Annotated in this window: 20 protein-coding genes; 11 read left to right on the top strand and 9 right to left on the bottom strand. The window is 70.5% G+C overall.

Annotated features, from left to right (window positions below; all coding sequences use genetic code 11):
- Positions 1–23: 23 nt before the first annotated feature.
- The 3 genes from Q9S78_RS04030 to Q9S78_RS04020 are packed head-to-tail and all read right to left on the bottom strand — an operon-like array spanning position 24 to position 3,867.
- The gene (locus Q9S78_RS04030; protein ID WP_018185587.1) at positions 24–923 is read right to left on the bottom strand and encodes a carbohydrate ABC transporter permease; all 900 of its coding nucleotides are present in this window, start codon (positions 921–923) and stop codon (positions 24–26) included.
- A complete protein-coding gene (locus Q9S78_RS04025; protein ID WP_311868984.1) occupies positions 920–1,855 on the bottom strand; it encodes a carbohydrate ABC transporter permease in 936 nt (311 codons plus the stop codon). Before Q9S78_RS04025 ends, Q9S78_RS04030 begins: the two co-directional genes overlap by 4 nt.
- The gene (locus Q9S78_RS04020) at positions 1,852–3,867 is read right to left on the bottom strand and encodes a beta-galactosidase (protein WP_311868983.1); all 2,016 of its coding nucleotides are present in this window, start codon (positions 3,865–3,867) and stop codon (positions 1,852–1,854) included. The genes Q9S78_RS04025 and Q9S78_RS04020 overlap by 4 nt, the downstream gene beginning before the upstream one ends.
- 221 nt (positions 3,868–4,088) lie before the next feature.
- On the opposite strand from Q9S78_RS04020, the gene Q9S78_RS04015 reads away from it, so the two are divergent.
- From Q9S78_RS04015 to Q9S78_RS04005, 3 genes are all read left to right on the top strand, one after another.
- Positions 4,089–5,123 (top strand): LacI family DNA-binding transcriptional regulator, encoded by a 1,035-nt coding sequence (locus tag Q9S78_RS04015; RefSeq protein WP_018185590.1) that lies wholly within the window; start codon positions 4,089–4,091, stop codon positions 5,121–5,123.
- A 165-nt stretch (positions 5,124–5,288) separates the two neighbouring features.
- Complete coding sequence (locus Q9S78_RS04010) at positions 5,289–7,772, top strand: alpha/beta hydrolase-fold protein (protein ID WP_311868982.1); 2,484 nt, start codon at positions 5,289–5,291, stop codon at positions 7,770–7,772.
- A 52-nt stretch (positions 7,773–7,824) separates the two neighbouring features.
- Entirely contained in the window at positions 7,825–8,868 is a 1,044-nt protein-coding gene (locus Q9S78_RS04005) for an LLM class flavin-dependent oxidoreductase (RefSeq protein WP_116228073.1), read from the top strand.
- Positions 8,869–8,893: 25 nt separating this feature from the next.
- Here the strand turns inward: Q9S78_RS04005 and pheA are convergent, their stop codons facing one another.
- A complete protein-coding gene (pheA, locus tag Q9S78_RS04000) occupies positions 8,894–9,856 on the bottom strand; it encodes a prephenate dehydratase (RefSeq protein ID WP_311868981.1) in 963 nt (320 codons plus the stop codon).
- On the bottom strand, positions 9,853–10,776 hold the full coding sequence (locus tag Q9S78_RS03995; protein ID WP_311868979.1) for an EamA family transporter: 924 nt from the start codon (positions 10,774–10,776) through the stop codon (positions 9,853–9,855). The genes pheA and Q9S78_RS03995 overlap by 4 nt, the downstream gene beginning before the upstream one ends.
- Positions 10,777–10,849: 73 nt before the next feature.
- Between Q9S78_RS03995 and Q9S78_RS03990 the strand changes: the two genes are divergently transcribed.
- The 3 genes from Q9S78_RS03990 (at position 10,850) to galE (ending at position 14,528) form a co-directional block, all read left to right on the top strand.
- Positions 10,850–11,785: a LysR family transcriptional regulator gene (locus tag Q9S78_RS03990; RefSeq protein WP_311868977.1), complete on the top strand. Its 936-nt coding sequence runs from the start codon at positions 10,850–10,852 to the stop codon at positions 11,783–11,785.
- A gap of 62 nt (positions 11,786–11,847) precedes the next feature.
- Positions 11,848–13,488 (top strand): phosphoglucomutase (alpha-D-glucose-1,6-bisphosphate-dependent), encoded by a 1,641-nt coding sequence (gene pgm / locus Q9S78_RS03985; protein ID WP_116228071.1) that lies wholly within the window; start codon positions 11,848–11,850, stop codon positions 13,486–13,488.
- Positions 13,489–13,550: 62 nt separating this feature from the next.
- Positions 13,551–14,528: a UDP-glucose 4-epimerase GalE gene (galE, locus tag Q9S78_RS03980; protein WP_311868976.1), complete on the top strand. Its 978-nt coding sequence runs from the start codon at positions 13,551–13,553 to the stop codon at positions 14,526–14,528.
- A 19-nt stretch (positions 14,529–14,547) separates the two neighbouring features.
- Here galE and Q9S78_RS03975 read toward each other — a convergent pair whose 3' ends face one another.
- The gene (locus Q9S78_RS03975) at positions 14,548–15,486 is read right to left on the bottom strand and encodes a LacI family DNA-binding transcriptional regulator (protein WP_311869671.1); all 939 of its coding nucleotides are present in this window, start codon (positions 15,484–15,486) and stop codon (positions 14,548–14,550) included.
- Between the two features lie 121 nt (positions 15,487–15,607).
- On the opposite strand from Q9S78_RS03975, the gene galT reads away from it, so the two are divergent.
- The 3 genes from galT (at position 15,608) to Q9S78_RS03960 (ending at position 19,715) form a co-directional block, all read left to right on the top strand.
- A complete protein-coding gene (gene galT, locus Q9S78_RS03970; RefSeq protein WP_018185598.1) occupies positions 15,608–16,798 on the top strand; it encodes a galactose-1-phosphate uridylyltransferase in 1,191 nt (396 codons plus the stop codon).
- A complete protein-coding gene (gene galK, locus Q9S78_RS03965) occupies positions 16,795–17,973 on the top strand; it encodes a galactokinase (RefSeq protein WP_311868974.1) in 1,179 nt (392 codons plus the stop codon). Before galT ends, galK begins: the two co-directional genes overlap by 4 nt.
- A gap of 80 nt (positions 17,974–18,053) precedes the next feature.
- Complete coding sequence (locus Q9S78_RS03960) at positions 18,054–19,715, top strand: ABC transporter ATP-binding protein (protein WP_311868973.1); 1,662 nt, start codon at positions 18,054–18,056, stop codon at positions 19,713–19,715.
- Between the two features lie 251 nt (positions 19,716–19,966).
- Here the strand turns inward: Q9S78_RS03960 and Q9S78_RS03955 are convergent, their stop codons facing one another.
- The 3 genes from Q9S78_RS03955 to Q9S78_RS03945 form a co-directional block, all read right to left on the bottom strand.
- A complete protein-coding gene (locus tag Q9S78_RS03955) occupies positions 19,967–20,926 on the bottom strand; it encodes an ABC transporter permease (RefSeq protein ID WP_020097904.1) in 960 nt (319 codons plus the stop codon).
- Complete coding sequence (locus Q9S78_RS03950) at positions 20,923–21,927, bottom strand: ABC transporter permease (protein WP_311868972.1); 1,005 nt, start codon at positions 21,925–21,927, stop codon at positions 20,923–20,925. Before Q9S78_RS03950 ends, Q9S78_RS03955 begins: the two co-directional genes overlap by 4 nt.
- An 85-nt stretch (positions 21,928–22,012) precedes the next feature.
- Positions 22,013–23,683 (bottom strand): ABC transporter substrate-binding protein, encoded by a 1,671-nt coding sequence (locus Q9S78_RS03945; protein WP_311868970.1) that lies wholly within the window; start codon positions 23,681–23,683, stop codon positions 22,013–22,015.
- Positions 23,684–23,831: 148 nt separating this feature from the next.
- On the opposite strand from Q9S78_RS03945, the gene Q9S78_RS03940 reads away from it, so the two are divergent.
- A complete protein-coding gene (locus Q9S78_RS03940; protein ID WP_311868968.1) occupies positions 23,832–24,695 on the top strand; it encodes a spermidine synthase in 864 nt (287 codons plus the stop codon).
- Positions 24,696–24,783: 88 nt separating this feature from the next.
- Positions 24,784–25,311 (top strand): hypothetical protein, encoded by a 528-nt coding sequence (locus Q9S78_RS03935; protein ID WP_018185606.1) that lies wholly within the window; start codon positions 24,784–24,786, stop codon positions 25,309–25,311.
- The last annotated feature ends 29 nt before the right edge of the window (positions 25,312–25,340 follow it).

The raw sequence follows: 25,340 nt of genomic DNA, 5'->3' as shown, positions 1-25,340 counted from the left end.
AGGGGTCCGCCCGCGGCAGGAGCTCACTTCACGGAACCGGTGCCGAGTCCGTTGCGCCAGAAGCGCTGAAGCAAGAGGAAAGCGATGATGAGCGGCACGATCGACAGGAAGGCGCCGACCAGGACGTAGGTGCGCAGCTCGGGGATCTGGTTGAGCTGCGTGTTCCACGTGTAAAGCCCGTAGGTGACCGGGAACAGGTCCTGGCTGCGGAGCATGATCAGCGGCAGGAAGAAGTTGTTCCAGATGGACACGAACTGGAAGAGGAACACCGTCACGAGAGCCGGCGCCATGAGCCGCGTCGAAACCGTGAAGAACGTGCGGACCTCACCCGAACCGTCGAGGCGCGCGGCCTCGATGAGCTCGTCGGGCACCGACGACGAGGCGTAGATGCGCGCGAGGTAGACGCCGAAGGGACTCACGATGCTCGGCAGGAGGACCGCCCAGAACGTGTTGGTCAGATTCACCTGGCTGAACAGCAGGAACAGCGGCAGCGCGAGCGCGGTCGCCGGGACGAGGACGCCACCGAGGACGATGTTGAAGAACGCCTCACGACCACGGAACCGGTACTTGCCGAGGGCGTATCCCGCCATGCCGGCGAACACGGTCGCCAGCAGAGCGCCGAGACCCGCGTACCCCAGGCTGTTGAGCAGCCAGCGGAAGTAGATGCCGTTGTTGTAGGAGATCAGGTCGCCGATGTTGGCGAACAGGTTCCAGTCGGCGAACCACAGGGGGTTGGTCGTCAGCAGCTGACCGCGGTCCTTCGAGGAGGCGATGAACAGCCACCAGATGGGCACGAGGAAGTAGAGCGTGAAGATGCCCATGATGAGCAGGGCCGCGCCGCGCGAGAGGATCGACTCCCGCGGACCCCGGCTCTTCGGCAGGTCTGTCGCCAGGGCGCCGTTGGTACGGGTGAGGAGGCTCATTGCTCGGCCTTCCGCTGGGTGAGCTTCAAGAACGCGAACGACAGGACGCACGTGGCGAGGGCCAGCACGACCGAGAAGGCCGCCGCGAGGTACGGGTTCGGCACCGAGCTGGTCGCGTAGATCGTCATGTTCGGCGTGAAGGTGGAGGAGACCGCCGTGCTGAACGAACGGAACACCTGAGGTTCGGCGAGCAGCTGCAGCGTTCCGATGATCGAGAACACGGCCGTGAGGATGATAGCGGGCGCCACCATGGGGATCTTGATCGACCAGGCGATGCGGACCTGCCCGGCACCGTCGAGGCGCGCGGCCTCGTAGACCTCGGCGGGGATCGCGAGCAGGGCCGAGTAGATGATGAGCATGTTGTAGCCCACGAAGACCCACGTCACGACGTTGGCGATCGACCACAGCACCATGTCGGGCGAGAGGAAGTCGACCGAGTTCGTGAGGCCGGTGAACGGCGACAGGTTCGGCGAGTACAGGAAGCCCCACATGATCGCCGCGATGACGCCGGGAACGGCGTAGGGGGCGAAGAAGGCGAGACGGAAGAACCGCTTGCCCTTGAGGACCGGCGAGTCCAGCAGCAGCGCGAACAGCAGCGCGAGGCCGAGCATGACCGGCACCTGCACGACGCCGAACAGCAGCACCCGGCCGACCGACTCCCAGAACGGCGCGTTCTGGAACACCTGGATGTACTGCGTCAGTCCGCCGAACACCTCGGTGGGCTCGCCGTAGAGACCGTCGCGCTGGACGACCAGTAGCGACTGCCAGATGGCGTAGCCGATCGGCAGCAGGTAGAAGAGGGCGAAGAGGATGCCGAACGGTCCCAGGAAGACCGCGATCGCCCCCTTGTGCGGGGTCTTGGCCCGCGGGATCCGCTTCGCGCGCGGCGGCTTCGCCGTCGAACGCGTCACGAGGACTTCCGTGGCGGTCATACGGCCGCCTCCTCTCTGATGATGCGCACCGCGCCGGCGGGCACGATGGCGCGACCGGCGACGGACGTGCCGGTCACGAGGTCCACACCGTCGGAGTCGACGTGGACGTCGGTCTCGCCGTGATTGATCACGAAGAGATAGGACGCGAGCTCGCCGCGTCGGCGGACGATCTCGAGATCGCGCGTACGGGGCTCGACGACGGCGGCAGGAGCGACTCCGGCCTCGTCGGCGAGGCGCGCGACGAGGTCACGGTAGTCGGCTTCGCTGGGAAGAGTCGCGAGGTACCAGGCCGCACCCTCACCCGAGGCGTTGCGGGTGAGCGCCGGCATTCCGGCGGCGGGACCGTCGGTGAAGGATGCCTGGACCTCGGCGGTGGTGGTGCGGGACCGCTCGGACCACAGCCGCGCGGTCGACCCGTCGCTCAGGGTCAGCGCCGCTTCCGGGGCGACGGGGGCGAACTCCTCGATGTGGAGGCCGATCGCCTCGCGGAGGGGTCCGGCGTAGCCGCCGGTGTAGACGCGGTCGTTCTCGTCGACGATCGCCGTCGAGAAGGTGATGAGTGCGGTGCCGCCGTCGGCGATCCACGAGGTGAGGACCGCGGCATCCGCTTCGGTCATGAGGTGAAGGCCCGGGACGACGACGAAGCGGTAGTCCGACAGGTCGGCTCCGGGGGCCACCACGTCGACGGTGAGCCCGTTCGCGTGGAGGGCGCGGTGCGCCGCGTGCACCTGGTCGAGGTAGCCGAACGCCTGGCTCGGGCGGGTCTCGCTCTGGGTCGCCCACCAGGACTCCCACGAGAAGAGGAAGGCGACGTCGGACACGACGCGGGAGCCGGCGACCTCGCCGAGGCGCTCGACAATGCCGCCGAGTTCGACGACCTCGCGCCAGACGGCGGAGTCGGTGCCGGCGTGGGGAAGCATCGCGGAGTGGAACTTCTCGCTGCCCTGCACCGAGGCACGCCACTGGAAGAAGCAGACCCCGTCGGCGCCGCGTGCGACGTGGGTGAGGGAGTTGCGGATCATCTCGCCCGGAGCCTTGGGCTTGTTGAGCGGCTGCCAGTTGACGGCGCCGGTCGAGTGCTCCATGAGGAGCCACGGCGACCCCTGCGCGAGACCGCGGGAGAGATCGGCGGCGAAGGCGAGCTCGGACCGGGGGTCGCCGAGGCGATGGTCGAGGTAGTGGTCGTTCGCGATGATGTCCATCTCGGCCGCCCACGACCAGTAGTCGAGGTTCTCGATGTGCGCGGTGACCATGAAGTTCGTCGTGATCGCGACATCGCTGTGCGCACGGATGGCGTCGGCCTCGGCGCGGTAGTGAGCCAGGAGGGCGTCGCTGCTGAAACGGTGGTAGTCGAGGACCTGGCCGGGGTTGCGGCTGGAGAGCGTTGCCTTCGGGGTGAGGATCTCGTCCCACTCGTAGTAGGTCTGGCTCCAGAACGCGGTCCCCCATGCGCGGTTGACCTCGGCGACCGTGCCGTAGCGCGCCTGCAACCACTCGCGGAAGGCCGCGGCGCTCTCGTCGCAGTGGCAGAGCGCGTTGTGGCAGCCGAGCTCGTTCGACACGTGCCAGAGCGCGACGGCCGGGTGCGATCCGTAGCGCGCCGCGACGGCGTCGACGAGGGCGAGGGCGGCCTCGCGGTAGACGGGCGAGCTCGGGCACCACGCCTGGCGTCCACCGGGGTAGCGGCGCGTCCCGTCCTCGACGACGGGCAGGATCTCGGGGTGGGCGGTCGTCAGCCATGCGGGGGTGGAAGCGGTGCCGGTGCCGAGGTTGATCCGGATGCCGGCGGCGTGGAGGCGCCCGATGATGTCGTCGAGACGGGCGAAGTCGTGCTCGCCGGCGCGCGGCTCGATGTGCGCCCAGCCGAAGATGTTGATGGCGACCAAGTCGACACCGGCTTCGCGCATCAGCGCGATGTCCTCGTCCCAGACGTCCGGCGTCCACTGTTCGGGGTTGTAGTCACAACCGAACGCGATGCCGTCGTGCGCGAAGGGGCGGGCGGGGGCCGACATGTTCTCCTCAGATCCTGTGAACGTGCACAGGTCTGCACGGTGTTCCTCCGCGTTGAGGCTCTGTGAACGTGTACAGAGTAGGCAGACGCGATTCGGATGTCAACACGACCCCGCAGGGCGCCTGGGTTCCCGGGAATCCCGGGGATCACGGGCATCCGTACCCTCGGCGGGCGGCGCGGCGGTGCGTGTGAGCCGTGTGTGCGTGCACATACGATGAACGTGTGAGCAGCGACCGCACGGATGTCATCGGCCGACGTCGGCGTGCGACCGTGAAGGACGTCGCCAACGAGGCGGGTGTCTCCCGAGGGACCGTCAGCCGGGTTCTCAACGGACAGCCGTACGTCTCGGACGAGGCGCGCGAGGCCATCGAAGCCGCGATCGCGAAGGTCGGATTCGTCCCCAACCGGGCCGCGCGCAGCCTCGTCATGCAGAGCTCGCAGGCCATCGGACTGATCGTCCACGAGCCGCACTCACTCTTCGTCGAAGACCCCAACATCGGCTCGATCCTGCTCGGCGCGAACGCGGCGCTGTCGGAGGCCGACTACCAGCTGTCGTTCATGATCGCCGACACCACCCGCGACATCGAGCGACTCGCGCGCTATCTGAGCGGCGGACTGATCGACGGCGTCATCATCGTCTCGGCGCGCGTCGGCGACCCGATCACACGGGCGATCGCCGACCTGGGCCTGCCCGCCGCATTCGTCGGCCACCCGCGCGACATCGGCGACGCGGCCTACGTGGCCATCGACAACCGGGGCGCGGCACGCGAGATCACGCGCCGACTGATGGACACCGGTCGTTCGCGGATCGGGATGATCGCGTCGGCCCTCGACCGCGACTCGGGTTCCGACCGCCTGGCGGGTTTCGTCGACGCCCTCGGCAGCCGCTTCGACCCGCAGCTCGTGGAGCCGGTGCCGCTGTACTCGTACTCGGACGGACAGGCGGGCATGCGTGCGCTGCTCGAACGTGCACCCGACATCGACGGCGTCTTCGCCTCGAGCGACGCCGTCGCCGCGGGCGCGATGGACGTCCTACAGGCCGCCGGTCGCGTCATCCCCGACGACGTCGGCATCGTCGGGTTCGACGACAGCTCGTGGGCGTTGCGCTGCGATCCCCCGCTGTCCACCGTGCATCAGCCGGCTGACGAGCTCGGACGCGCCGCGGCGGAATCCGTCCTCCGTCAGCTCCGCGGCGAGGACCCCGGCAACGGCGGGCGTGTCCTCGACTGCCCCGTGGTCTGGCGCGACTCAGCCTGACCGGCGTGCACGTATGCGCATGAGGCGCGCATCGCGTTGACATCGCCGACGTGACGGTGCGACTCTCTGTGTGCACGTTCACAGCATTCCCATCGTTGATTCCGTGAACGTGCACAGTCACAGCCGGGCAGAGACGCCCGGCATCCCACAAGGAAGTAGGAGTCCGTGCATTCTCACGTTCCGCGGCGGCGCCTGGCCGCCGTCACCGCAGTGGCCGCGGTCGCGGCATCCCTCTGCATCGCCGTTCCCGCTTCGGCGGCGACGCCGGTGGCGACCGCCGTCGCGGCAGCCAGCGATGCTCCCGCCTCCGCCGGTTCGACCGTCTCGCTCGACCTCGCCGGCACCTGGAAGTTCGCGAAGGGGGACGACCCGTCCTACGCGTCGCCGGAGTTCGACGACGCGGCCTGGCAAAACATCACCGTCCCCGGCGACGGCACGCCCTTCGACGACTACGACGGCTTCGCCTGGTACCGGCTCGACTTCACCCTCCCCGCGGACGCCTCGGGGACGAACCTCGTCGCCTCGCTCGGGTTCCTCGACGACGTCGACGAAGCCTTCCTCAACGGACAGCGCATCGGCGGCTCGGGCACGATGCCGCCGGCTGCCAGCAGCCAGTGGTTCGAGAAGCGTCTCTACCCCGTTCCGGCCGACGCACCGAACTTCGGCGGCGAGAACACCCTCGCGGTGCGCCTGTACGACATGAACGGCGGCGGCGGCTGGTACGAAGGACCCGTCGGGATCTACTCGAAGGATGCCGTCCGCGCGAACGTCTACGGCATCACCGGGCCCCGCGCCTCGGCCGCGCAGTCGGCCGCCGTGGCGGATGTCCTCGAGGCACAGAAGACCGCTCTCGCGGCCGGCGATGTCGACGCGTACCTGAAGACGCTCGACAAGAGCTACTTCCACGACGGCCGGTCGAAGGACCGGCGCGCCCGCGAGCTGCGCGACTGGATGAAGGAGTCGGGCTCCCTCACCCTCACCGACAGCGAGGTCGAGGTCGTCACCGGTGAGGACGGCGCCCTCGTCGTCGACACCAACCGGACGATCACGGGCACGCGTGACGGCGAGCCGTACACCTTCCAGCCGGCATCTCAGCAGTTCCTCCACATCGACGGGACCACGCTCCGCGAGACCGGCAACGATTCCCGGTTCTTCCGCGAGACGGTGGATTCCGACCTCGAGGGTCAGCCGCGCGAGTTCGCGACCTACCTGCCCCCGTCCTACCTGAGCGAGCCGAACCGCGAATACCCGGTCGTCTACCTGCTGCACGGCATCAACGGCGGCAGCCGCGAGTGGGAGCCGCGCGACATCGACGACGTCCTCGACGGACTGTGGAAGCAGGGTCTCGCCGAATCGATCGTCATCATGCCCGACGGCGAATCGCTCTGGTACTCCGACCAGCCGAACGGCGGCACGCCGTGGCGCAGCATGTTCCTCACCGAGATGGTGCCCCTCGTCGACAAGGAGTACCGCACCCTCGAAGGCCGCGATTTCCGCGCCCTCACCGGCGTCTCGATGGGTGGCTTCGGCGCCTGGTCGCTCGGCCTCTCGAACCCGGGGATGTTCTCCTCCATCGCGTCGCACATCGGCTCGCTGAGCTACTCCGGCTCGGCTCTGCCCACCCCACTGAAGCAGGCCGGCGACATGACCACGAAGCAGCTGAAGAAGTTCGACTTCTACTTCGACGCGTGCGAGTTCGACGAGTACCGCTTCGACGACGCCGCGCGCTCGATGAACACGATCCTCACCGACAAGGGCGTGCCCCACACGTGGGCCGTCTACCCCGAGGGACGTCACAACGACGCCTGCTGGATGCCGCACCTGAAGGACTCGTTCGGCATGCACTCGACGCACTTCCGCGAGGCGGGCCTGCGCGAGGACTACGTGAAGCCCGTGATCAGCGCCCCGGCATCCACCACCGTCCGCTTCGGATCGACGTTCGACGCCCTCGCCGGCGTGACCGCGCGCGACGAGGTCGACGGCGACCTGACGGCTTCGCTGAAGGTCCGCGGCACGGTCGACACGAAGAAGCTCGGCACGTACACCCTCCGCTACACGGTGGAGGATGCCGCCGGCAACCGCGCCCGCGTCGACCGAACCGTCACCGTGGCACCCGTCACCCTGACGGTCGGCACCCCGACCATCGGCGGCACCACGACCGTGGGCTCCACCCTCTCCGCGAAGCCGGGCGCGTGGACGAAGGGCACGGCCTTCTCGTACCAGTGGATGCGGGACGGTGCGCCGATCAGGGGCGCCGTCACCGCGACGCACCGCCTGACGGCATCCGACCTGCGGGCTCGCATCTCGGTGCGGGTCACGGGAACGCTGACCGGCTACACGACGGCCGCGAAGACGTCGGCCGCGACCGTCAAGATCACCGCGGGCGCTCTGCGGGCAGCGACCCCGACGATCACCGGCGCCGCGAAGGTCGGCGCGACCCTGACGGCGCGCACCGGCACCTGGACCGAGGGCACGCGGCTCTCGTACCAGTGGCTGAACGACGGCACGGTAATCCGCGGGGCGACGGCGGCGACCTACCGAGTGACCTCCGCCGACCGCGGCGACGCGATCTCGGTGCGGGTGACCGGCAGCCTCGGCGGATACGAATCGTCGAGCCGCACGTCGAAGACGGTGCGGATCGCCCGCTGAGTCCACCGCGGCGCGGAATGCGCCGCCCCCGGCCGGGGTTGCAGTTCTCGATATGAGCACTGCGACCCCGGCCCTTTCCGTTCTCGACCTCGTCCCCGTCCGCACGGGACAGACCAGCAGCCAGGCGATCACCGCCTCGATCGCGCTGGCGCAGCGCGCCGACGACCTCGGCTATCAGCGCTACTGGTTCGCGGAGCACCACAACATGCCGGCCGTCGCCTCGACGACGCCGCCCGTGCTCATCGCCGCGACCGCTGCCCGCACGCGCCGCATCCGGGTCGGGTCGGGTGGCGTCATGCTCCCCAACCACTCCCCACTCGTCGTCGCCGAGCAGTTCGCGGCGCTCGAAGCCCTCGCACCGGGACGCATCGACCTCGGCATCGGACGGGCGCCCGGCTCCGACCCGGTGATCACGCAGCTGCTGCGCCAGTCGGGCACCACGAGCGACGTCGAGCGCTTCCCGAACCACGTCACCGACATCCGCTCGCTCGTCTCGTCCGAGGGTGCGACGCTGCGGTTCACCTCGGGCGGGACCTACGACGTGCACGCGACGCCCGCCTCGACGAGCGCGCCCGAGGTGTGGCTGCTCGGATCGAGCGACTACTCCGCGCAGCTGGCGGCCGGGATGGGCCTGCCGTACGTCTTCGCCAACCACTTCTCGGGCGACGGGCTCGAGCGCGCGCTCGACCTGTACCGGGGCCAGTTCCAGCCGTCCGAGACGCTGTCGGCGCCCCGGACCTTCGTCACGGCCAACGCCGTCGTCGCCGACACCGACGAGCAGGCCCGCGCCGCGGCCCTGCCGCAGGCCCGCATGATGGCGCGCCTGCGCGGCGGCAAGCCGCTCACGGCGCTCGAGACCGTCGAGCAGGCCGCAGCGGCTGAGGCATCCGACGGCCTGGCCGCACCCGTCTTCGACGCGATGATGTCGCGCTGGTTCGTCGGAACCGGCCAGGACGTGCGTGCGCGCCTCGCCGAGTTCGCCGCCCGCCACGGCGTCGACGAGGTCATGGTGTCGCCCGTCGCCGGTGCGACCGACGCCGAGCCGATGGACGCCGCGCCGTCCCGCATCCGGACCCTGGAGCTCCTCGCCGCTTGAGCCTCTCGCCGCGGGCGGGGCGGGGTCAGGCCCCGGGCTCGCCCGAGACGAGGCCACGCAGCCAGTCGCGGGCCTCGACGAACACCTCGTCGGAGTACCGCTCGGGGTAGCGGACGATCGCGCGGTCGGCGCGCGGATATGAGCCGAGGTACAGCACGCGGGGCGAGAAGCGCCGGAGCCCGAGGAGGGCATCGGCCATGCGCTCGTCCTCGATGTGCCCGTCGGCGTCGATGACGAATCGGTAGCGACCGAGCTCGTCCCCGATGGGGCGCGACGCGAGCAGCGACAGGTTGATCCCCCGCGTCGCGAACTGCTCGAGCAGCTCGAGCAGGGCACCCGGGTGGTCCTCCGGCAGCTCGACGATGAGCGACGTCTTGTCGGCACCGGTCGGCGCGGGCGGCGGCGCGGTGCGGCTCACGAGCACGAACCGCGTGACGGCGTGGGCGTTGTCGCCGATCTTGTCGGCCAGCAGCTCGAGGTCGTGGAGCTTCAGGATGCCGGGAGGGGCGATCGCGGCATCCGCGGTGATCGTGCCCTCGACGACGCCGACGGCCGCTGCGACGTTGCTGGCCGCCGGGATGTGCGAGTGCTCGGGAAGGGTCCCCGTCAGCCACGTGAGGCACTGCGCGTAGGCGACCGGGTGGGCGGCGATGACCGACACGTCCTCGAGCCGGACGCCAGGCTTCGCGACCAGCACGAACTCGACGGGGACGAGGTACTCCCCCACGATCCGCAGGCCCGGAACCGTCGCGAGGGCGTCCTGCGTCGTCGAGACGCCGCCGTCGACCGAGTTCTCGATGGCGATCATCGCGGCATCCGATCGCCCGTCGATGACGTCAGCGAGTGCTTCGCCGACGTTGCGGACGGGACGCCAGTTCTGGTCGCGGGCCTCGGGGACCTGCGCGAGGGCGGCCTCGGTGAAGGTTCCGGCGGGGCCGAGGAAGCTGTACGTGCGACGGGTGGGGGCGGCCAGGGGCTCGGATGTCACGCGGACAGCCTAGTGGGCACCTCCATGGGCACGACCTCCCGCGGCTGACCCTGGCGACGACGGATGCCGCTGACCAGCACGCCCGCGACGAGCAGGGCTCCGCCCACCACCTCCCCGACGCTCGGCGCCTCGCCCAGAAGCAGCGCGGCGGCGGCCATCGCGACGACGGGGGCGAGCAGGATCCACGGCACGACGGCCGCCGACGGGTTGCGGCCGAGCAGTCCGTTGAACACCGCGTAGGCGAACAGGGTGCACAGACCTGCCGTGTAGAGGGTGGAGATCACGGCCTGCGGGCCGATGGCAGCGAGCCCGGCACCGATCGCGACGGGCCCGTCGATGACGAACGACAGGGCGAGCGCGGGGATCGGCACGACGAGCGACGACCAGACCGTCAGCGAGAGCGTGCCGCCGCGGCCGACACCGGTGACGACGCCGGCGCGTCGCGAGATGACATTGCCGACGGCCCACGACAGCGCAGCGGCGAGCGCGAGGCAGACGGCGAGGACGGGGGCGTCGCCGCCGCGGAAGAGAGCCACGATCGCGAGGCCGACGACGCCGAGACCCACGCCGACGACCTGCATGACGGAGGGGCGCTCACGCAGCGCGATCGCGGCGATCACGATCGTGAAGACGGCCTGCGCCTGCAGGAGGAGTGCAGCGAGCCCGGGGCTCAGCCCGAGGGCGAGCGACGTGTAGAGCAGGGCGAACTGGCCGAGGCTCATGAACAGGCCGATGCCGATGATGACGCGCCACCCGGTCCGGGGCCTCGGCACCACGAGGACGGCGAGCGCGACGACGGCGAACCGGATCGCGGCGAACAGCAGGGGCGGGATGCCGCTCATCCCCCAGTCGATGACGACGAAGTTGAGCCCCCACAGCGAGGCGACGAGGGCGGCGAGGAGCATGTCACGGCGGGTCACAGGACCAGTCGACCGCACGGCATCCATGAAGGACAAGCGATCATTCCGCGCCCAGAATCGGTAGCATCGCTTCATGATCGATCTGGAGGCCGTCATCTCGCTGCGCGCCGTGGCGACGGAGGGCAGTGTCGCCGCCGCGGCCGCGGCGCTCGGCTTCACCCCGTCGGCGGTCTCGCAGCAGATCAAGCGGCTCGAACGCGACACCGGTGTTCCGCTACTCGAGCGCGTCGGCCGCGGCGTCGTCCTCACCGAGTCCGCGACGCGTCTCGTCGTCTCGGCGACGCCGATCCTCGCCGACCTCGAGCGGGTGCGCGCCGACCTCCACGGCGCCGGTGAACCCGACCGGGTCGCCGGCGAGATCCGTATCGGGGCCTTCTCGACGGTCGTGCGCGGCGTCATGGTGCCTCTGCTGGCGGACCTCGGCCGGCGGCATCCCGACCTGCGCCTCCCCCTGCGCGAGAGTGAGCCCTGGGAGACGGTCGCCCTCGTCGCGTCGGGCCAGCGGGACCTCGGCATCGTGCACCGCTGGGGGAATGTGGCTCTCGCGATCCCCGACCACCTCGTCGAGGTTCCGCTGTTCACCGACGTCGCCGACGTGATCCTCCACCGCGACCACCCGCTCGCGGCCCGTGCCGAACTGCGGCCCGAGGAGATCGGCGGCGAACCGTGGGTCGCGACGTTCGAGTCGACCATCTGCCGTCAGTGGCTGCGCCGCCTGTTCGACGGCGTGGGTGGAGCGCCGAGGATCGTGCACGAGTCGATGGAGTTCGAGAACCACCTCGAGATCGCCCGCGCGGGCATCGCCGTCGCACTGGTCCCGCGACTGGGGCGCCCGCCGCTCGGGCCGGACCTCGTCGCGATCCCCACCGTCTCGCCCGAGTCGATCCGCGAGGTGTCGGCGATCCACCGGCGGACGATGGCGGACTCGCCGGCCCTCCGGACCGTGCTCGACGAACTGGCCGAGCACGCCGCGGGTATCACGACCGACGCGGGACGCCTGCCAGCCTGAGCAGCCGGTGCGGATCCGCGACACGCAGGCGCCGTCGCCGCGTTCCCTGGCAGACTGGGCGGATGAGCCGCGCAGGACAGCCCGCCGAATCCTCTGATCTCATCGATGTGGACGCGCTGATCAACGCGTACTACGACCTGAAGCCCGACCCCGCCGTCGCCGCCCAACGGGTCGCGTTCGGCACGAGCGGCCATCGCGGCTCCTCACTGTCGCGCAGCTTCAACGAGGTCCACATCCTCGCCACGACGCAGGCCATCGTCGACTACCGCGCCGCGCAGGGCATCTCCGGTCCTCTCTTCCTCGGTCGCGACACGCACGGACTCTCGCTGCCCGCGGAGCACACCGCGATCGAGGTCCTCGTCGCGAACGGCGTCGACGTGCGCGTCGACAGCCGCGACTCCTGGGTGCCGACGCCGGCCCTCAGCCACGCGATCCTCACCTACAACCGGGGACGGGACGAGGCGGATGCCGGCCGTGCCGACGGCATCGTCGTCACCCCCTCGCACAACCCGCCGCGCGACGGCGGGTTCAAGTACAACCCGCCGCACGGCGGCCCGGCCGACACCGACGCGACCGGCTGGATCGCCGACCGCGCGAACGAGCTCATCGAGGCGGGCCTCGAGGGCGTCAAGCGGGTCCGCCACGCGGACATCGACGACTCGACCCTCGGCGAGTACGACTTCCGCGAGGGCTACGTCGCCGACCTCGCCTCGATCATCGACGTCGAGGCGATCGCCCGCGCGGGCGTCCGGATCGGCGCCGACCCGCTCGGCGGCGCCTCGGTCGAGTACTGGGCCCTCATCGGCGAGCGCTACGGCCTCGACCTGACGGTCGTGAACCCCGAGGTCGACCCGACGTGGAAGTTCATGACGCTCGACTGGGACGAGAAGATCCGCATGGATCCGTCCTCGCCCTCGGCGATGGCCTCCCTCGTCGCCCGCCGCGACGAGTTCGACATCCTGACGGGCAACGACGCCGACGCCGACCGCCACGGCATCGTCACGCCCGACGCCGGCCTCATGAACCCGAACCACTTCCTCGCCGTCGCGATCGACTACCTGTACGCGCACCGCGAGGGGTGGCCGCAGGATGCCTCGATCGGCAAGACCCTCGTCTCCTCGATGATCATCGACCGCGTCGCCGCGTCCCTCGGTCGGACCCTTCTTGAAGTCCCCGTCGGGTTCAAGTGGTTCGTCCCGGGGCTCCTCGACGGCTCCGTCGCCTTCGGCGGCGAGGAGTCGGCCGGCGCCTCGTTCCTCCGGAAGGACGGCACGGTCTGGACGACCGACAAGGACGGCATCCTGCTGTGCCTGCTCGCCGCCGAGATCCTCGCAGTCACGGGCAAGACCCCCTCGCAGCGCTACGCCGAGCTCGAGGCCGAGTTCGGGGCATCCGCTTATCAGCGCGTCGACGCCCCCGCCTCTCCCGAGCAGAAGGCCGCGCTGTCGAAGCTGTCGGGCGACGCCGTGTCGGCGCGCGAACTCGCCGGCGACCCGGTGACCGCGAAGCTGTCGCACGCACCGGGCAACGGTGCCGCGATCGGCGGCCTCAAGGTGCAGACCGAGTTCGCTTGGTTCGCCGCGCGCCCCTCGGGCACCGAGGACGTGTACAAGCTCTACGCCGAGAGCCTGAAGGGCCCCGAGCACCTCGCGCAGGTGCAGGAGGAGGCTCGGAAGGTCGTCGCCGCAGCGCTGGGTTCGTGAGGCCCGCGGCGCTGGGTTCCTGACGTCCGGTCGGCCGGTCCCGCGCCAGTAGGCTCGGGATCATGAGTTGGCTCGTCACCGGAGGCGCCGGGTACATCGGCGCGCACATCGTCCGCGCTCTCGCCGAGGCGGGTCTCGACCCGGTCGTCCTCGACGACCTCTCGAGCGGGGACGCCTCGTTCGTCCCCGAGGGAGTGCCCTTCGTCCAGGGCACGATCCTCGACCGCGAGCTCGTCGCGAACACCCTGCGCGAGCACGGCGCCGAGGGTGTCATCCACGTCGCCGGCTTCAAGTACGCGGGTGTCTCGGTGCAGCGCCCCCTCCACACCTACGAGCAGAACGTCGAGGGCACGCGTGTCGTCCTCGCGGCGATGGCGGATGCCGGTGTCTCGAACATCGTCTTCTCCTCCAGCGCCGCCGTGTACGGCACCCCCGACGTGGCGCTCGTGACCGAGGATCTGCCCAAGCGTCCCGCCTCGCCCTACGGGGAGTCGAAGCTCATCGGCGAGTGGCTCCTCGCCGCGCAGGGCGTCGCCACGGCGGCGTCCGATTCGCCCCTGCGCCACACGGCGCTGCGGTACTTCAACGTCGTCGGCTCGGGAGACCCGTCCGTGTACGACATGAGCCCGCACAACCTGTTCCCGATCGTGTTCGAGATGCTCATCGAGGGGAAGACGCCGCGCATCAACGGCGACGACTACGACACCCCCGACGGCACGAACGTCCGCGACTACGTCCACGTGTCGGACATCGCCGCAGCGCACGTCGTCGCCGCTCAGCGCCTGAGCGCCGGCGAGCCGGTCGAGCCGGCCTACAACCTGGGGTCGCAGAACGGTCTGTCGGTCCGCGAGATCATGGATGCCGTCGCCCGCGTCACCGGCATCGACTTCACACCCGAGATCGCCCCCCGCCGCGCCGGCGACCCCGACCGCATCGTCGCCATCGGCGAGCTCGCCGCCCGCGACCTGGACTGGCAGATGCGCTACACCCTCGACGAGATGGTGCAGAGCGGCTGGGAAGCCCGCCGCAACGCGGGCTGACCGCGCCCGGTCGCCCGCGTCAGCCCGATGCGCGGGCGATGAGCGTGGTCGGGACGACGGTCCGCGTCGCGGGCGCGCCGTCCAGCGTCGCCGCCAGGGCGGCGACGGCGGCCTCGCCGAGGGCGTCGAAGTCCTGGCGGACGGTCGTGAGCGGCGGACGGTAGTCGGCGGCATCCGCCACATCGTCGAACCCGATGACGGCGACGTCGTCGCGACCGGCCTCCGCGAGCGCGCGCAGCACTCCGAGCGCCATCTGGTCGTTCGCGGCGAAGACGGCGTCCACGGCGGGATCCGCCGCGAGCGCCCGGCCCGCCGCGTGACCGGATGCCGCGCCCCAGTCCCCCCGCAGCGGTTCGGGCACGCGCGCACCGTCGTGCGCCGCGCGCCAGCCGCGCTCGCGTTCGTCCGCCGCGAAGGAGCCCGCGGGGCCGGCGACGTGCGCGATCGTGCGACGCCCGGCATCCCGCAACCGTCGGGTGGCCGCCTCGGCGCCTCCCGCGTGATCGGACTGGACCGTCGCGAACCCTCCCCCGGGCGAGTCGACCGCGACGAGGGCGAGACCCTCGGGCCGCGTGACGCCCTCGGCGATCGCCGTCGCCTCGTTGAGCACGATCGCACCGTCGACGCCGAGGTCGTGCAGGCGGTCGAACGCGGCGGCGATGTCGGCGGGCCCGGGGAGGGCGACGAGGGTGACCGCGAGTTCGCGACGGGCGGCGGCGGATGCCACGGCCTCGAGCATCCGCGAGTTGCCGACGGTCGCGAGGGTCGCCACGATCACGCCGATCGTGCCCGAGCGCCCGGTGCGCAGGGTCCGCGCGGCGCGGTGGGGTCGATAGCCGAGGTCCGCCATCGCGGCCTCGACGCGGGTGCGGGTCTCGGGGTCGACGCGCGGGCTGCCGTTGACGACGCGTGAGACGGTCTGCCCCGAGACGCCGGCAGCCGCGGCCACGTCGGCCATTGAGACGCGTCGCTGCACGGCATCCCCTCCCGCCCCGGATCTCGCTCCCGCGAATGCGTGCTGAACTCCGGAGGCTCGCGTGATGTTGACGATAACATAGCCGTTCCGCTACCGTGTTGACGTGAACACACCGGAGAACGGCACGCCGACGCACGCCCCCGCCGAGACGAGTGACCTCGGCGCCGGCGTCGTCAAGCGCAGCACCCGTCTGGCCGACGGCCGCGAGCTGATCTACTTCGACGATCCCGGGACGACCCTCGGCGCCGACCGCGCCGTCGACACCCGTGACCTGGGTGGGCGGCCCGAGACCGCCACGATGCGGCAGGACATCCTCACCGGCGACTGGGTCTCGGTCGCCGCGAACCGGCAGAACCGCGCGTTCCTGCCGCCCGCCGAGCTCGACCCGCTGGCCCCGCAGACCGACACGAACCCTTCCGAGATCCCCTCGGTGTACGACGTCGCCGTCTTCGAGAACAAGTCGCCGTCATTCGGGCCCGCCCTCGCCGAGGCCACGGACGACGTGCCCGCGGCGATCGACCCGCCGCGCGGCCTCGACGACCTCACGCACCTCGGCCTCGGCCGCACCCGCACGAGCGTCGGCCGCACCGAGGTCGTCTGCTTCTCCCCCGAGCGCACCGGCTCGTTCGGCACGCAGTCCGTGACACGTGCTCGCACCGTCATCGAGGCGTGGGCCGACCGCACCGCGGCCCTCTCGGCCCTCCCCGGCATCGAGCAGGTCTTCCCGTTCGAGAACCGCGGCGAGGCCATCGGCGTGACCCTGCAGCACCCGCACGGGCAGATCTACGCCTACCCCTACGTCACGCCCCGGACGACCCGCCTGCTCGACTCGATCGATCGGACCGCCCCCGATCTGTTCCAGCGCATCCTCGAGTTCGAGCAGGCCGGGCCCCGCGTCCTCCTCCGCGGCGAGCACTGGACCGCGTTCGTGCCGTTCGCCGCCCGCTGGCCGCTCGAGATCCACATGCTCCCGCACCGCCACGTCGCCGACTTCGCCGGCCTGACCGGCGAAGAGAAGGACGAACTCGCCCCGCTGTACCTGCGCCTGCTGCGCGGGGTCGACGCGCTCTACGAGTCCGAGACGCCCTACATCGCCGCCTGGCACCAGGCGCCCGTCCACGTCGGCCGTGACACCGTGCGCCTCAGCCTGCAGCTGACGAGCCCGCGTCGCGCCGCCGACAAGCTCAAGTTCCTCGCCGGATCCGAAGCCGCCATGGGCGCCTGGATCGGCGACGTCCCCCCGGAGGACGCCGCCGCGCGCCTCCGCACCGCCATCGAAGGAGTCACGCTGTGACCGCTGCCGACGAGGCCCAGGGCCTCTTCTCCACTCTCACCGGCTCGGCGCCCGTCGGCCTCTGGTCGGCGCCCGGTCGCGTCAACCTGATCGGCGAGCACACCGACTACAACGACGGCTTCGTCTTCCCGTTCGCGACGCCGCACCGCACGCACGTCGCGCTCGGCCGCCGCACGGACGGCCGCATCCGCGTCGTGTCGACCTTCGACGAGACGCCGGTCGAGGTCGACCTCGCCGATCTCGACGCGCTCTTCCCCGCGCGCCGCGACGAGGTCGTCGAGTGGGCCCGCTATCCGCTCGGAGTCGCGTGGGCGCTGCTGCAGGCGACCGGGACGGATGCGGCATCCGTCACCGGTATCGACCTCGCGTTCGCCTCGGACGTCCCCGTCGGCGCCGGCCTCTCGTCGTCCGCGGCCATCGAGGGCGCGACGGGTTCGGCCCTGAACGACGTGTGGGAGCTCGGCCTCGACCGCATCGCCCTCGCGCAGGCTGGACGCCGCGCCGAGAACGAGGCCGTCGGCGCCCCGACCGGGATCATGGACCAGATGGCGTCGATGCTCGGGGAGACGGATGCCGGCACCTTCCTCGACTGCCGGAGCCTCGACGCCCAGGTGGTAGAACTCGGCTTCGACGCCGCCGGACTCGAGCTCATGGTGATCGACACCCGCGTCGCCCACGCCCACTCGACGGGCGGCTACGGCGAGCGCCGCGCGGCGTGCGAGCGCGGCGCCGAGGCGATGAACGTCCCGGCGCTCCGCGACGTGCGGGTCGACCAGCTGCCCCGCGTCGAGGAGCTCGTCGACGAGAACACCTACCGCCGCGTGCGGCACGTCGTCACCGAGAACCAGCGCGTGCTCGACACCGTCCGCACCCTGCGCGAGCAGGGACCGCGCGCGATCGGCGACCTGCTCTACGCCTCGCACGCCTCGATGCGCGACGACTTCGAGATCTCGGTGCCCGAGCTCGACCTCGCCGTCGAGACCGCGCGCGAGAACGGTGCCGTCGGCGCCCGCATGACCGGCGGCGGATTCGGCGGCTCGGCGATCGCCCTCATCGACCGTGATGCCGTGCCCACCGTGCGCGAGGCGATGCTGGCGGCCTTCGCCGCCGCGGGCCACGTCGAGCCGCACGTCTTCACGGTCCGGCCCTCCGAGGGCGCACGCCACGACGGCTGAACACCCCCGGGTCGTTACGGCTGGGTAAAGCCGGGCGATCCACCCGTGCGCAGGCGGCGGGCGGAGGGCAGGATGGGGGAATGCCCTTCCAGACCTCCCCCGCCGCCGGCGCGCCCCTCCTGCAGGTCCGCGACCTCGCCGTCGAGTTCCAGACCATCGACGGTTCCGTGCGGGCGGTCGAGGGCGTCGACCTCGACCTCGCCGCCGGTGAGACCGTCGCGATCGTCGGCGAGTCCGGCTCGGGCAAGTCGACGACGGCGATGGCCGTGATCGGGCTGCTCGCCGGCAACGGCCGCATCGCGGAGGGCAGCATCCGCCTCGACGGCCAGGAGCTCGTCGACGCTTCCGAGTCGACGATGCGCGGCGTCCGCGGCGGCCAGATCGGGCTCGTCCCGCAGGACCCGATGTCGAACCTCAACCCGACGTCGAGGATCGGCACGCAGGTCGCCGAGACGCTGCTCGCCCACGGTCTGGCCACCAAGAAGGACGTCGACCGCAAGGTCGTCGAGACCCTCGCCGCCGCGGGTCTCCCGAACGCCGAGGACCGCGCGAAGCAGTACCCGCACGAGTTCTCGGGCGGCATGCGCCAGCGCGCACTCATCGCGATCGGCCTCGCCTGCAACCCGCGCCTGCTCATCGCCGACGAGCCCACGAGCGCGCTCGATGTGACGGTTCAGAAGACGATCCTCGACCAGCTCGGGCGTATGACCACCGAGCTCGGCACGTCGGTCCTCCTCATCACGCACGATCTCGGGCTGGCTGCTGAGCGCGCCGCCCGCGTCGTCGTCATGCACCGCGGACGCATCGTCGAGCAGGGTCCGGCCAGGCAGATCCTCGAGGACCCGCAGCATCCCTACACGCAGTCCCTCGTGCAGGCGGCGCCATCGGTCGCCGTCGCGCGGTTGCGTCCCGAGGCCTTCACCGCGCCGACTCCGGATGCCGCGCCCAAGCCGGTCGACAACATCGTCGAGGTCGAGGGGCTCACCAAGCTCTACAACGTCCGCGGTCAGAAGGAGGACTTCGCCGCGGTCAAGGACGTGTCATTCTCGATCCCGCGCGGCGAGACCGTCGCGATCGTCGGCGAGTCCGGCTCGGGCAAGACGACGACGGCGCGGATGCTGCTGAAGGTCGTGGACCCCACGGAGGGTGTCATCCGCTACGACGGCACGGACGTGGCATCCCTCAAGGGACGTCAGCTGCGCGAGTTCCGCCAGAAGGTGCAGCCGATCTTCCAGGACCCGTACTCGTCGCTGAACCCCATGTTCACGATCGAGCGCATCGTCCAGGAGCCGCTCGACTTCTACCACCGGGGGTCGGCGAAGGACCGTGCGGCCCGGGTGCGGAAGCTCCTCGACGACGTCGCCCTACCCGAATCGGCGCTGCGTCGGTACCCGTCGGAGCTCTCGGGCGGTCAGCGTCAGCGCGTCGCGATCGCGCGCGCCCTCGCGCTCTCGCCCGAGCTCATCGTCTGCGACGAGCCGGTGTCGGCGCTCGACGTGCTCGTGCAGGACCAGATCCTGACCCTGCTCCGCGACCTGCAGACCGAGTACGGCCTCAGCTACCTCTTCATCTCGCACGACCTCGCCGTCGTGCGCCTCATCAGCGACTACGTCTGCGTGATGAAGGACGGGGCGCTCGTCGAGGCCGCCTCGAGCGAGGAGATCTTCACCAACCCGCGCGACCCGTACACGCGCAACCTGCTCTCTTCGATCCCCGGCAACGAGCTCGACATCGCCGTCTGACCCGCCGAGGCGGGGCCCGTCCACGTTCCGTATTCAGTCCCCGCACCACCGCGCGCCAGCCGCGGGCCCGGAATCGCGCAGTGGGCGCCCCGGTGGCTCGTCGTAGGGACTGAATACGGCACACCGTCCCGCCCGCCCCGCTCACGGACCGGCGGCGTTGCCCAACCAGCCCGCGCCGTATCCCGCGACCAGCGCGACGACCACGACGACGAGCAGCACGATCACGACGAGGAGCACCCGCCGGTTCACGGTCAGCGCCCGCGGGTGCGCGGGTCCATGGCCTCGCGCAGCGCCTCGCCGAACAGCGTGAAGCCGAGCGCGGTGATGGCGATGCAGATGCCGGGCAGGAACGCGAGCCACGGCGCGATGGCGAGTTCGGCCTGCGCGTAGGTGAGCATGCGTCCCCACTCCGCTGTCTCGGGGCGCCCGCCGCCGAGGCCGAGGAACGACAGCGCCGCCGCGTCGATGACGGCCGTCGCGAGCGACAGCGTGCCCTGAACGATGACCGGCCCGACCGCGTTCGGGAGGACGTGAGTCATGGTGATGCGTCCGCGGCCGAGGCCGAGGGTCTGCGCCGAGAGGACGTAGTCGGCCGAGCGCTGCTGCAGCATCGAGGCGCGCAGCAGGCGCGCGAAGATCGGCACCTGCGCGACACCGATGGCGATCATGACCGAGTTCTGGTTCTGGCCGAGGATCGCGGCGATCGAGACCGCCAGCAGCAGGCTCGGCACCGACAGCAGGATGTCGACGAGGCGCATGATGACGTTGTCGACCCAGCCGCCGAACGTGCCGGCGACGAGGCCCAGCAGCATCCCGCCGATGAGACCGTAGGCCGTCGACACGACGCCGATGAGGAGGGATGCCTGGGCTCCCCAGATGAGCTTCGACACCACGTCGCCGCCGAAGCGGTCGAGGCCGAGCGGGAACGCGGCGATCTCACCGGGCCCGGGGATGTACGTCGGGGTGATGTCCCGTGCGCCGGGGAGGTCGGTCTCGGGGTACGGCGCGAGCACGGGAGCGAGGAGGGCGACCACGACGAACAGCAGAACGATCGCCAGGCCCACCCACGCGGTGGGGCTTCGTCGCAGGCGGCGGAAGACGTCGTGCCAGAAGCCGCCGCGCGGGGCGCCGCCGGTGCCCGCCGTGAGCACGGCGACGGTGGAGTCATCAGCGGCGCTGCCGCCGGCTGCGGGGGGAAGGACGGTGCTCATGAGACCCTCACTCTCGGGTCGATCAGGCTGTACGAGACGTCGACGAGCAGGTTGATGAGCGCGTAGACGATCGCGATGAAGATAATGAAGCCCTGCAGGACGGCGAAGTCGCGGTTGAAGATCGCGCCGGAGAGGAACGATCCGATCCCCGGGAACGCGAACACGGTCTCGGTGAGGATCGCGCCCGAGAGCAGCAGGCCCGCCTGCAGGCCGATCGTCGTGATGACGGGGAGCATGGCGTTCCGCAGGATGAACCGGTTGCGCAGCAGCGACCCCGGCACGCCCTTCGCTTTTCCGGTGCGGACGTAGTCTGCGTTCTGCACTTCGAGGACGGATGCCCGGGTGATGCGCACGATGATCGCGAGAGGGATCGTGCCGAGCGCGATGGCCGGCAGGATCATGTGCAGGATCGCGTCCCACGCGGCGTCGAATTCGCCGGTGATCAGCCCGTCGAGCACGTAGAAGTTCGTGTAGTGGGTGGCTTCGATGCGGGGGTCCTGGCGGCCGTCGGACGGGAGCCAGCCGAGCTGGACCGCGAACACGTACTTGAGGATGAAGGCCAGGAAGAACACCGGGACGACGATCCCCAGAAGGCTGAAGACGACGGCGGTGCTGTCGGCGGCCTTGCCGTGACGCCGCGCGGCCCAGTAGCCGAGGGGCACACCGACGCCGACGGCGATGATGAGCGCCGCGACCGAGAGTTCGATCGTCGCCGGGAACCGGCGGAGGAACTCGTCGAGCACCGGCTGGCTGGTGCGCAGCGAGGTGCCGAAGTCGCCCGAGAGCAGTCGCCCGATCCAGGTGAAGTACTGCTCGATCAGAGGACGGTTGAAGCCGTAGAGCTCGTTGATCCGAGCGACGGCTTCGGGGGTGGCCTTCTCGCCCAGGAGTGCCTGGGCGGGACCGCCGGGAAGTGTTCGGACCCACCAGAAGAGCAGGATGCTCAGACCGAGGAGGGTGGGGATCAGCAGCAGGAGCCTTTTGCCGATGGTTCGCAGCACGGGTGTCGCTTTCGTGGAGGTCGGTGCGGGGCGGGAGGTCATCCCGCCCCGCACCGGTCAGACGGCCGGAGCCGCCTCGATCGGCTTACTTCGTGAGGACGATCTGGTTGAACACCTCGTCGTTCACGGGGCTCGCCGGGTAGCTCTCGACGCGCGGGTCGAAGGCCAGCGTGGGAGCCGGGTGGGCCAGCGGGACGCCGGGGATGAACTTCGCGACCTCTTCGTTGATCTCCGAGTAGAGCTTCGTCTGCTCGTCGAGGTCCGCGATGCCGCGGGCATCGGTGAGGTCCTTGAAGAGCTGGGGGTTGTCGAAGCCCCACTCCGCCGACTTCTGACCGAAGAAGACGCCCAGGAAGTTGTCGGTGTCGTTGTAGTCACCGGTCCAGCCGAGCAGGTGGATGCCGTGATCCGTGCCGCCCGTGATGAGGTCGAGGTACTCGCCCCACTCGTTCGACTTCGGCGTGGCCTCGACTCCGACGGCCTTCAGCTGCGACGACAGGACCGTGAAGATCTGCTCGGGGTCCGGCATGTAGGGACGCGAGACGTTGACCGGGTAGTTGAAGGTCAGCTTCAGTGGGTTGGCCTCGGTGTAGCCGGCTTCTGCGAGGAGCGCCTTGGCCTTCTCGGGGTCGTAGTCGTACGTCGTGACGTCGGCGTTCCAGCCGTTCACACTCGGCGGCATGAACTGCGTCGCCTTCTCGGTGCCCTCGGGGAGGACCTGCGAGATGAGCGCGTCCTTGTCGACGGCGTATGAGAGCGCCTCGCGGACCTTGGGGTCCTGCAGTTCCTTGACCGCCTGGTTGAAGGCGAGGTACAGGATCGTGAAGGGCGGGCGCGAGACCATCGTGAAGCCGGCGTCATCGAGCGCACCGGTATCGGCGGGTCCGACGAGGTCGTAACCGTCGATCGAGCCGGACTCGAGGGCCTGGCGGCGCGCGGTCGGGTCGTCGATCGTACGGAAGATGATCTTGTCGATCTGGCCCTTGTCGCCCCAGTAGTCGGCGTAGGAGCTCAGGGTGACCTGCTCGCCGCGCGACCACTCGTCGAACTTGTAGGGGCCGGTGCCGACCGGGTGTCCGGTGGCGTACTCGCTCAGGGTCGGAGCCTCGGCGGTACCGCCGACCTCGTCGGCCTTGAAGTCGGCGAGCGCCTTCGGCGACTGCATCCCGAACGCGGGCAGCGACAGCGCGGCGACGAACCCGGCGAAGGGCTTCTTGAGCGTCACGGTGACCGAGGAGTCACCATCGGGGGCGCACGAGTCGTACACGGCCGAGTCGGGGCTCGAGGCGTAGCCCTTGAAGAGCTTGTTGTAGTAGTAGCCGAGCGCCTCGCTGGCGGCCAGGCCCTCCCAGTTGTACCAACGGTCGAAGTTGTAGCAGACGGCCTCGGCGTTGAACGGGGTGCCGTCCTGGAACGTGACGTCCTTCTTGAGCTCGAACGTGTAGCTCAGCGCGTCGTCCGACGTCTCCCACGACTCGGCGAGGAGCGGGGCGGGGTCGGCCGTGCCGGGCTTGGTGCCCACGAGGCCCTCGAAGATCTGGCGCGAGACACGGAACGTCTCGCCGTCCTGGGCGAAGGCGGGGTCGAGGCTCGCGGGATCCGACGACGCCGCGAAGACGAACGTGCCGTCGACGTCCGCGGGTCCTTCCGCGTTGTCGTCGCCGCCGCGCTGACTGGCGCACGCGCTGAGCGCGAGCGCACCGATGGCGAGCGTCGCGGCGGCCGCGAACACCCGCTTCCGGGAAATGGGGAGCATTGCTGTGCACCTTCCGATGGGGCTCGTCGGCGGCGCGCGAGGAGGCGGCGCTGCCGAAGGGATGCGGCTGACGCTACCGTCCACACTGCCGGTAAGCGGTTACAGCTGTATCTCGATCGTGTTTCTTCCTCCGGGCTACCGTAGTCGGATGGCCCGTTCTCGCGCCCCCCTCGACCCGCCTGTCGCCAGACTGTCCGACGGGAGGCAGGCGCGCATCATCCCCGGCCGGTTCGCGGGCGGCTGGGAGCTCGTCGTCGAGACCACCCCGCAGTCGCACGTCGATCTCGACGATCCGTCGCACCTCCACTTCGAGTACGTCGCCCGCATGGGCGCCGTGATCGACCAGATCGGGATGCCGGGGGAACCCCTCACCGCGGTGCACCTCGGCGCGGGCGCCATGACCCTCCCCCGCTACGTCGAGCACACCCGACCGGGGTCGCGGCAGCAGGTCATCGAACTCGAGCAGGCGCTCGTCGACCTCGTGCGCGAGCACCTGCCGCTGCCGCGCACGGGCCAGCTGCGCGTGCGGATCGGCGACGCGCGCGACGTCGCGGGACGCCTCCCCCCGGGCATCGTCGGCAAGGCGGACCTCGTCGTCTCGGACGTGTTCGCGGGGGCGCAGACGCCCGCCCACATCACGAGCGTCGAGTACTACCGGATCCTTGCGGGGCTGCTCGCGCCGACCGGCATCCTGCTCGTCAACATCGCCGACGGCAGCGGCCTCGCCTTCGCCCGCCGTCAGGTCGCGACCGTGCGCTCGGTCCTCGAGCACGTCGTGATCCTCGCCGAGGTGGGAACGCTCAAGAGCGGCCGGTTCGGGAACATCGTCATCGCGGCGTCGCCCTCCGAGCTGCCGATGGAGTGGCTGCCGCGTCTGATGGCGGCCGGTCCCCACCCCGCGAAGGTCGCCCACGGCGCCGAGCTCGAGACGTTCGCGCGCGATGCGCGGATCATGACGGATGCCGATTCGACCCCGTCGCCGGCGCCCGCGGCATCCGTCTTCGATCGCTGAGCGCACGACGCACGGCGCGCCCTCAGCCCATTCCGGGCCAGGCGCGGCGACACTGGAGACACACGTCGCGGGGTCGGAAGGAACAGCTGTGGGCTTCATCAAGGGATACGACCCGGAGACTCTCCGAGAGATCGTCGACCTCGACGAATGCCAGACCCGGCTCACCGAACTCGGCGACCAGCGGAGTCTGGCCGCCATGCTCGAGAAGGTCTGGCTGCTGAAGGTGCTGGGCCGCCTCGACGAGGCGCTCGTCGTCTCGGAGGAGTCGGTGCGCCTCGCCCGGATGGCGGGCACCCGCAAGGACCTGCTGCGCGCCCGGATGCTGCACGCCACCGTCCAGCAGTTCCGCGGCGCATACGCCGCGGCGATCCACGAGCTGAACACGTGCGTCGAGGAGGCCGAGGGGCAGGGGTGGTCGGCGGTCGCCGCTTTCGGCTGCCAGCACCGCGGCAAGGTCCACTTCGACGCGCACGACGACGCCGCGGCGCGCGCCGACTTCAAGAAGGCGCTCTTCCTGCGGCAAGAGGCGGGTGCTCCCGAGGATCAGCTCGAGTCGACGCTGCTCGCCATCGACGCCGTCGACCGACGTCGCAACAGCACGACGGTCGCCGGCTGAGGCCATCGGCCCGAGTGTCGTACCTGCGT

This window comes from Microbacterium aquilitoris (assembly GCF_031932285.1).
GTDB lineage: Bacteria > Actinomycetota > Actinomycetes > Actinomycetales > Microbacteriaceae > Microbacterium > Microbacterium aquilitoris.
Note: the sequence above shows the minus strand (reverse complement) of the source record. Positions and strands in the feature narration are given on the sequence as shown.

Bases quoted from the DNA above. Each gene is read 5' to 3' on its own strand.
- galE (WP_311868976.1), top strand. From the start codon at position 13,551: ATGAGTTGGCTCGTCACCGGAGGCGCCGGGTACATCGGCGCGCACATC.
- Q9S78_RS03975 (WP_311869671.1), bottom strand. From the start codon at position 15,486: ATGGCCGACGTGGCCGCGGCTGCCGGCGTCTCGGGGCAGACCGTCTCA.
- Q9S78_RS03945 (WP_311868970.1), bottom strand. From the start codon at position 23,683: ATGCTCCCCATTTCCCGGAAGCGGGTGTTCGCGGCCGCCGCGACGCTC.
- Q9S78_RS03990 (WP_311868977.1), top strand. From the start codon at position 10,850: ATGATCGATCTGGAGGCCGTCATCTCGCTGCGCGCCGTGGCGACGGAG.
- pgm (WP_116228071.1), top strand. From the start codon at position 11,848: ATGAGCCGCGCAGGACAGCCCGCCGAATCCTCTGATCTCATCGATGTG.
- Q9S78_RS03940 (WP_311868968.1), top strand. From the start codon at position 23,832: ATGGCCCGTTCTCGCGCCCCCCTCGACCCGCCTGTCGCCAGACTGTCC.
- Q9S78_RS03955 (WP_020097904.1), bottom strand. From the start codon at position 20,926: ATGAGCACCGTCCTTCCCCCCGCAGCCGGCGGCAGCGCCGCTGATGAC.
- Q9S78_RS04030 (WP_018185587.1), bottom strand. From the start codon at position 923: ATGAGCCTCCTCACCCGTACCAACGGCGCCCTGGCGACAGACCTGCCG.
- Q9S78_RS04005 (WP_116228073.1), top strand. From the start codon at position 7,825: ATGAGCACTGCGACCCCGGCCCTTTCCGTTCTCGACCTCGTCCCCGTC.
- Q9S78_RS04020 (WP_311868983.1), bottom strand. From the start codon at position 3,867: ATGTCGGCCCCCGCCCGCCCCTTCGCGCACGACGGCATCGCGTTCGGT.
- Q9S78_RS03960 (WP_311868973.1), top strand. From the start codon at position 18,054: ATGCCCTTCCAGACCTCCCCCGCCGCCGGCGCGCCCCTCCTGCAGGTC.
- Q9S78_RS04025 (WP_311868984.1), bottom strand. From the start codon at position 1,855: ATGACCGCCACGGAAGTCCTCGTGACGCGTTCGACGGCGAAGCCGCCG.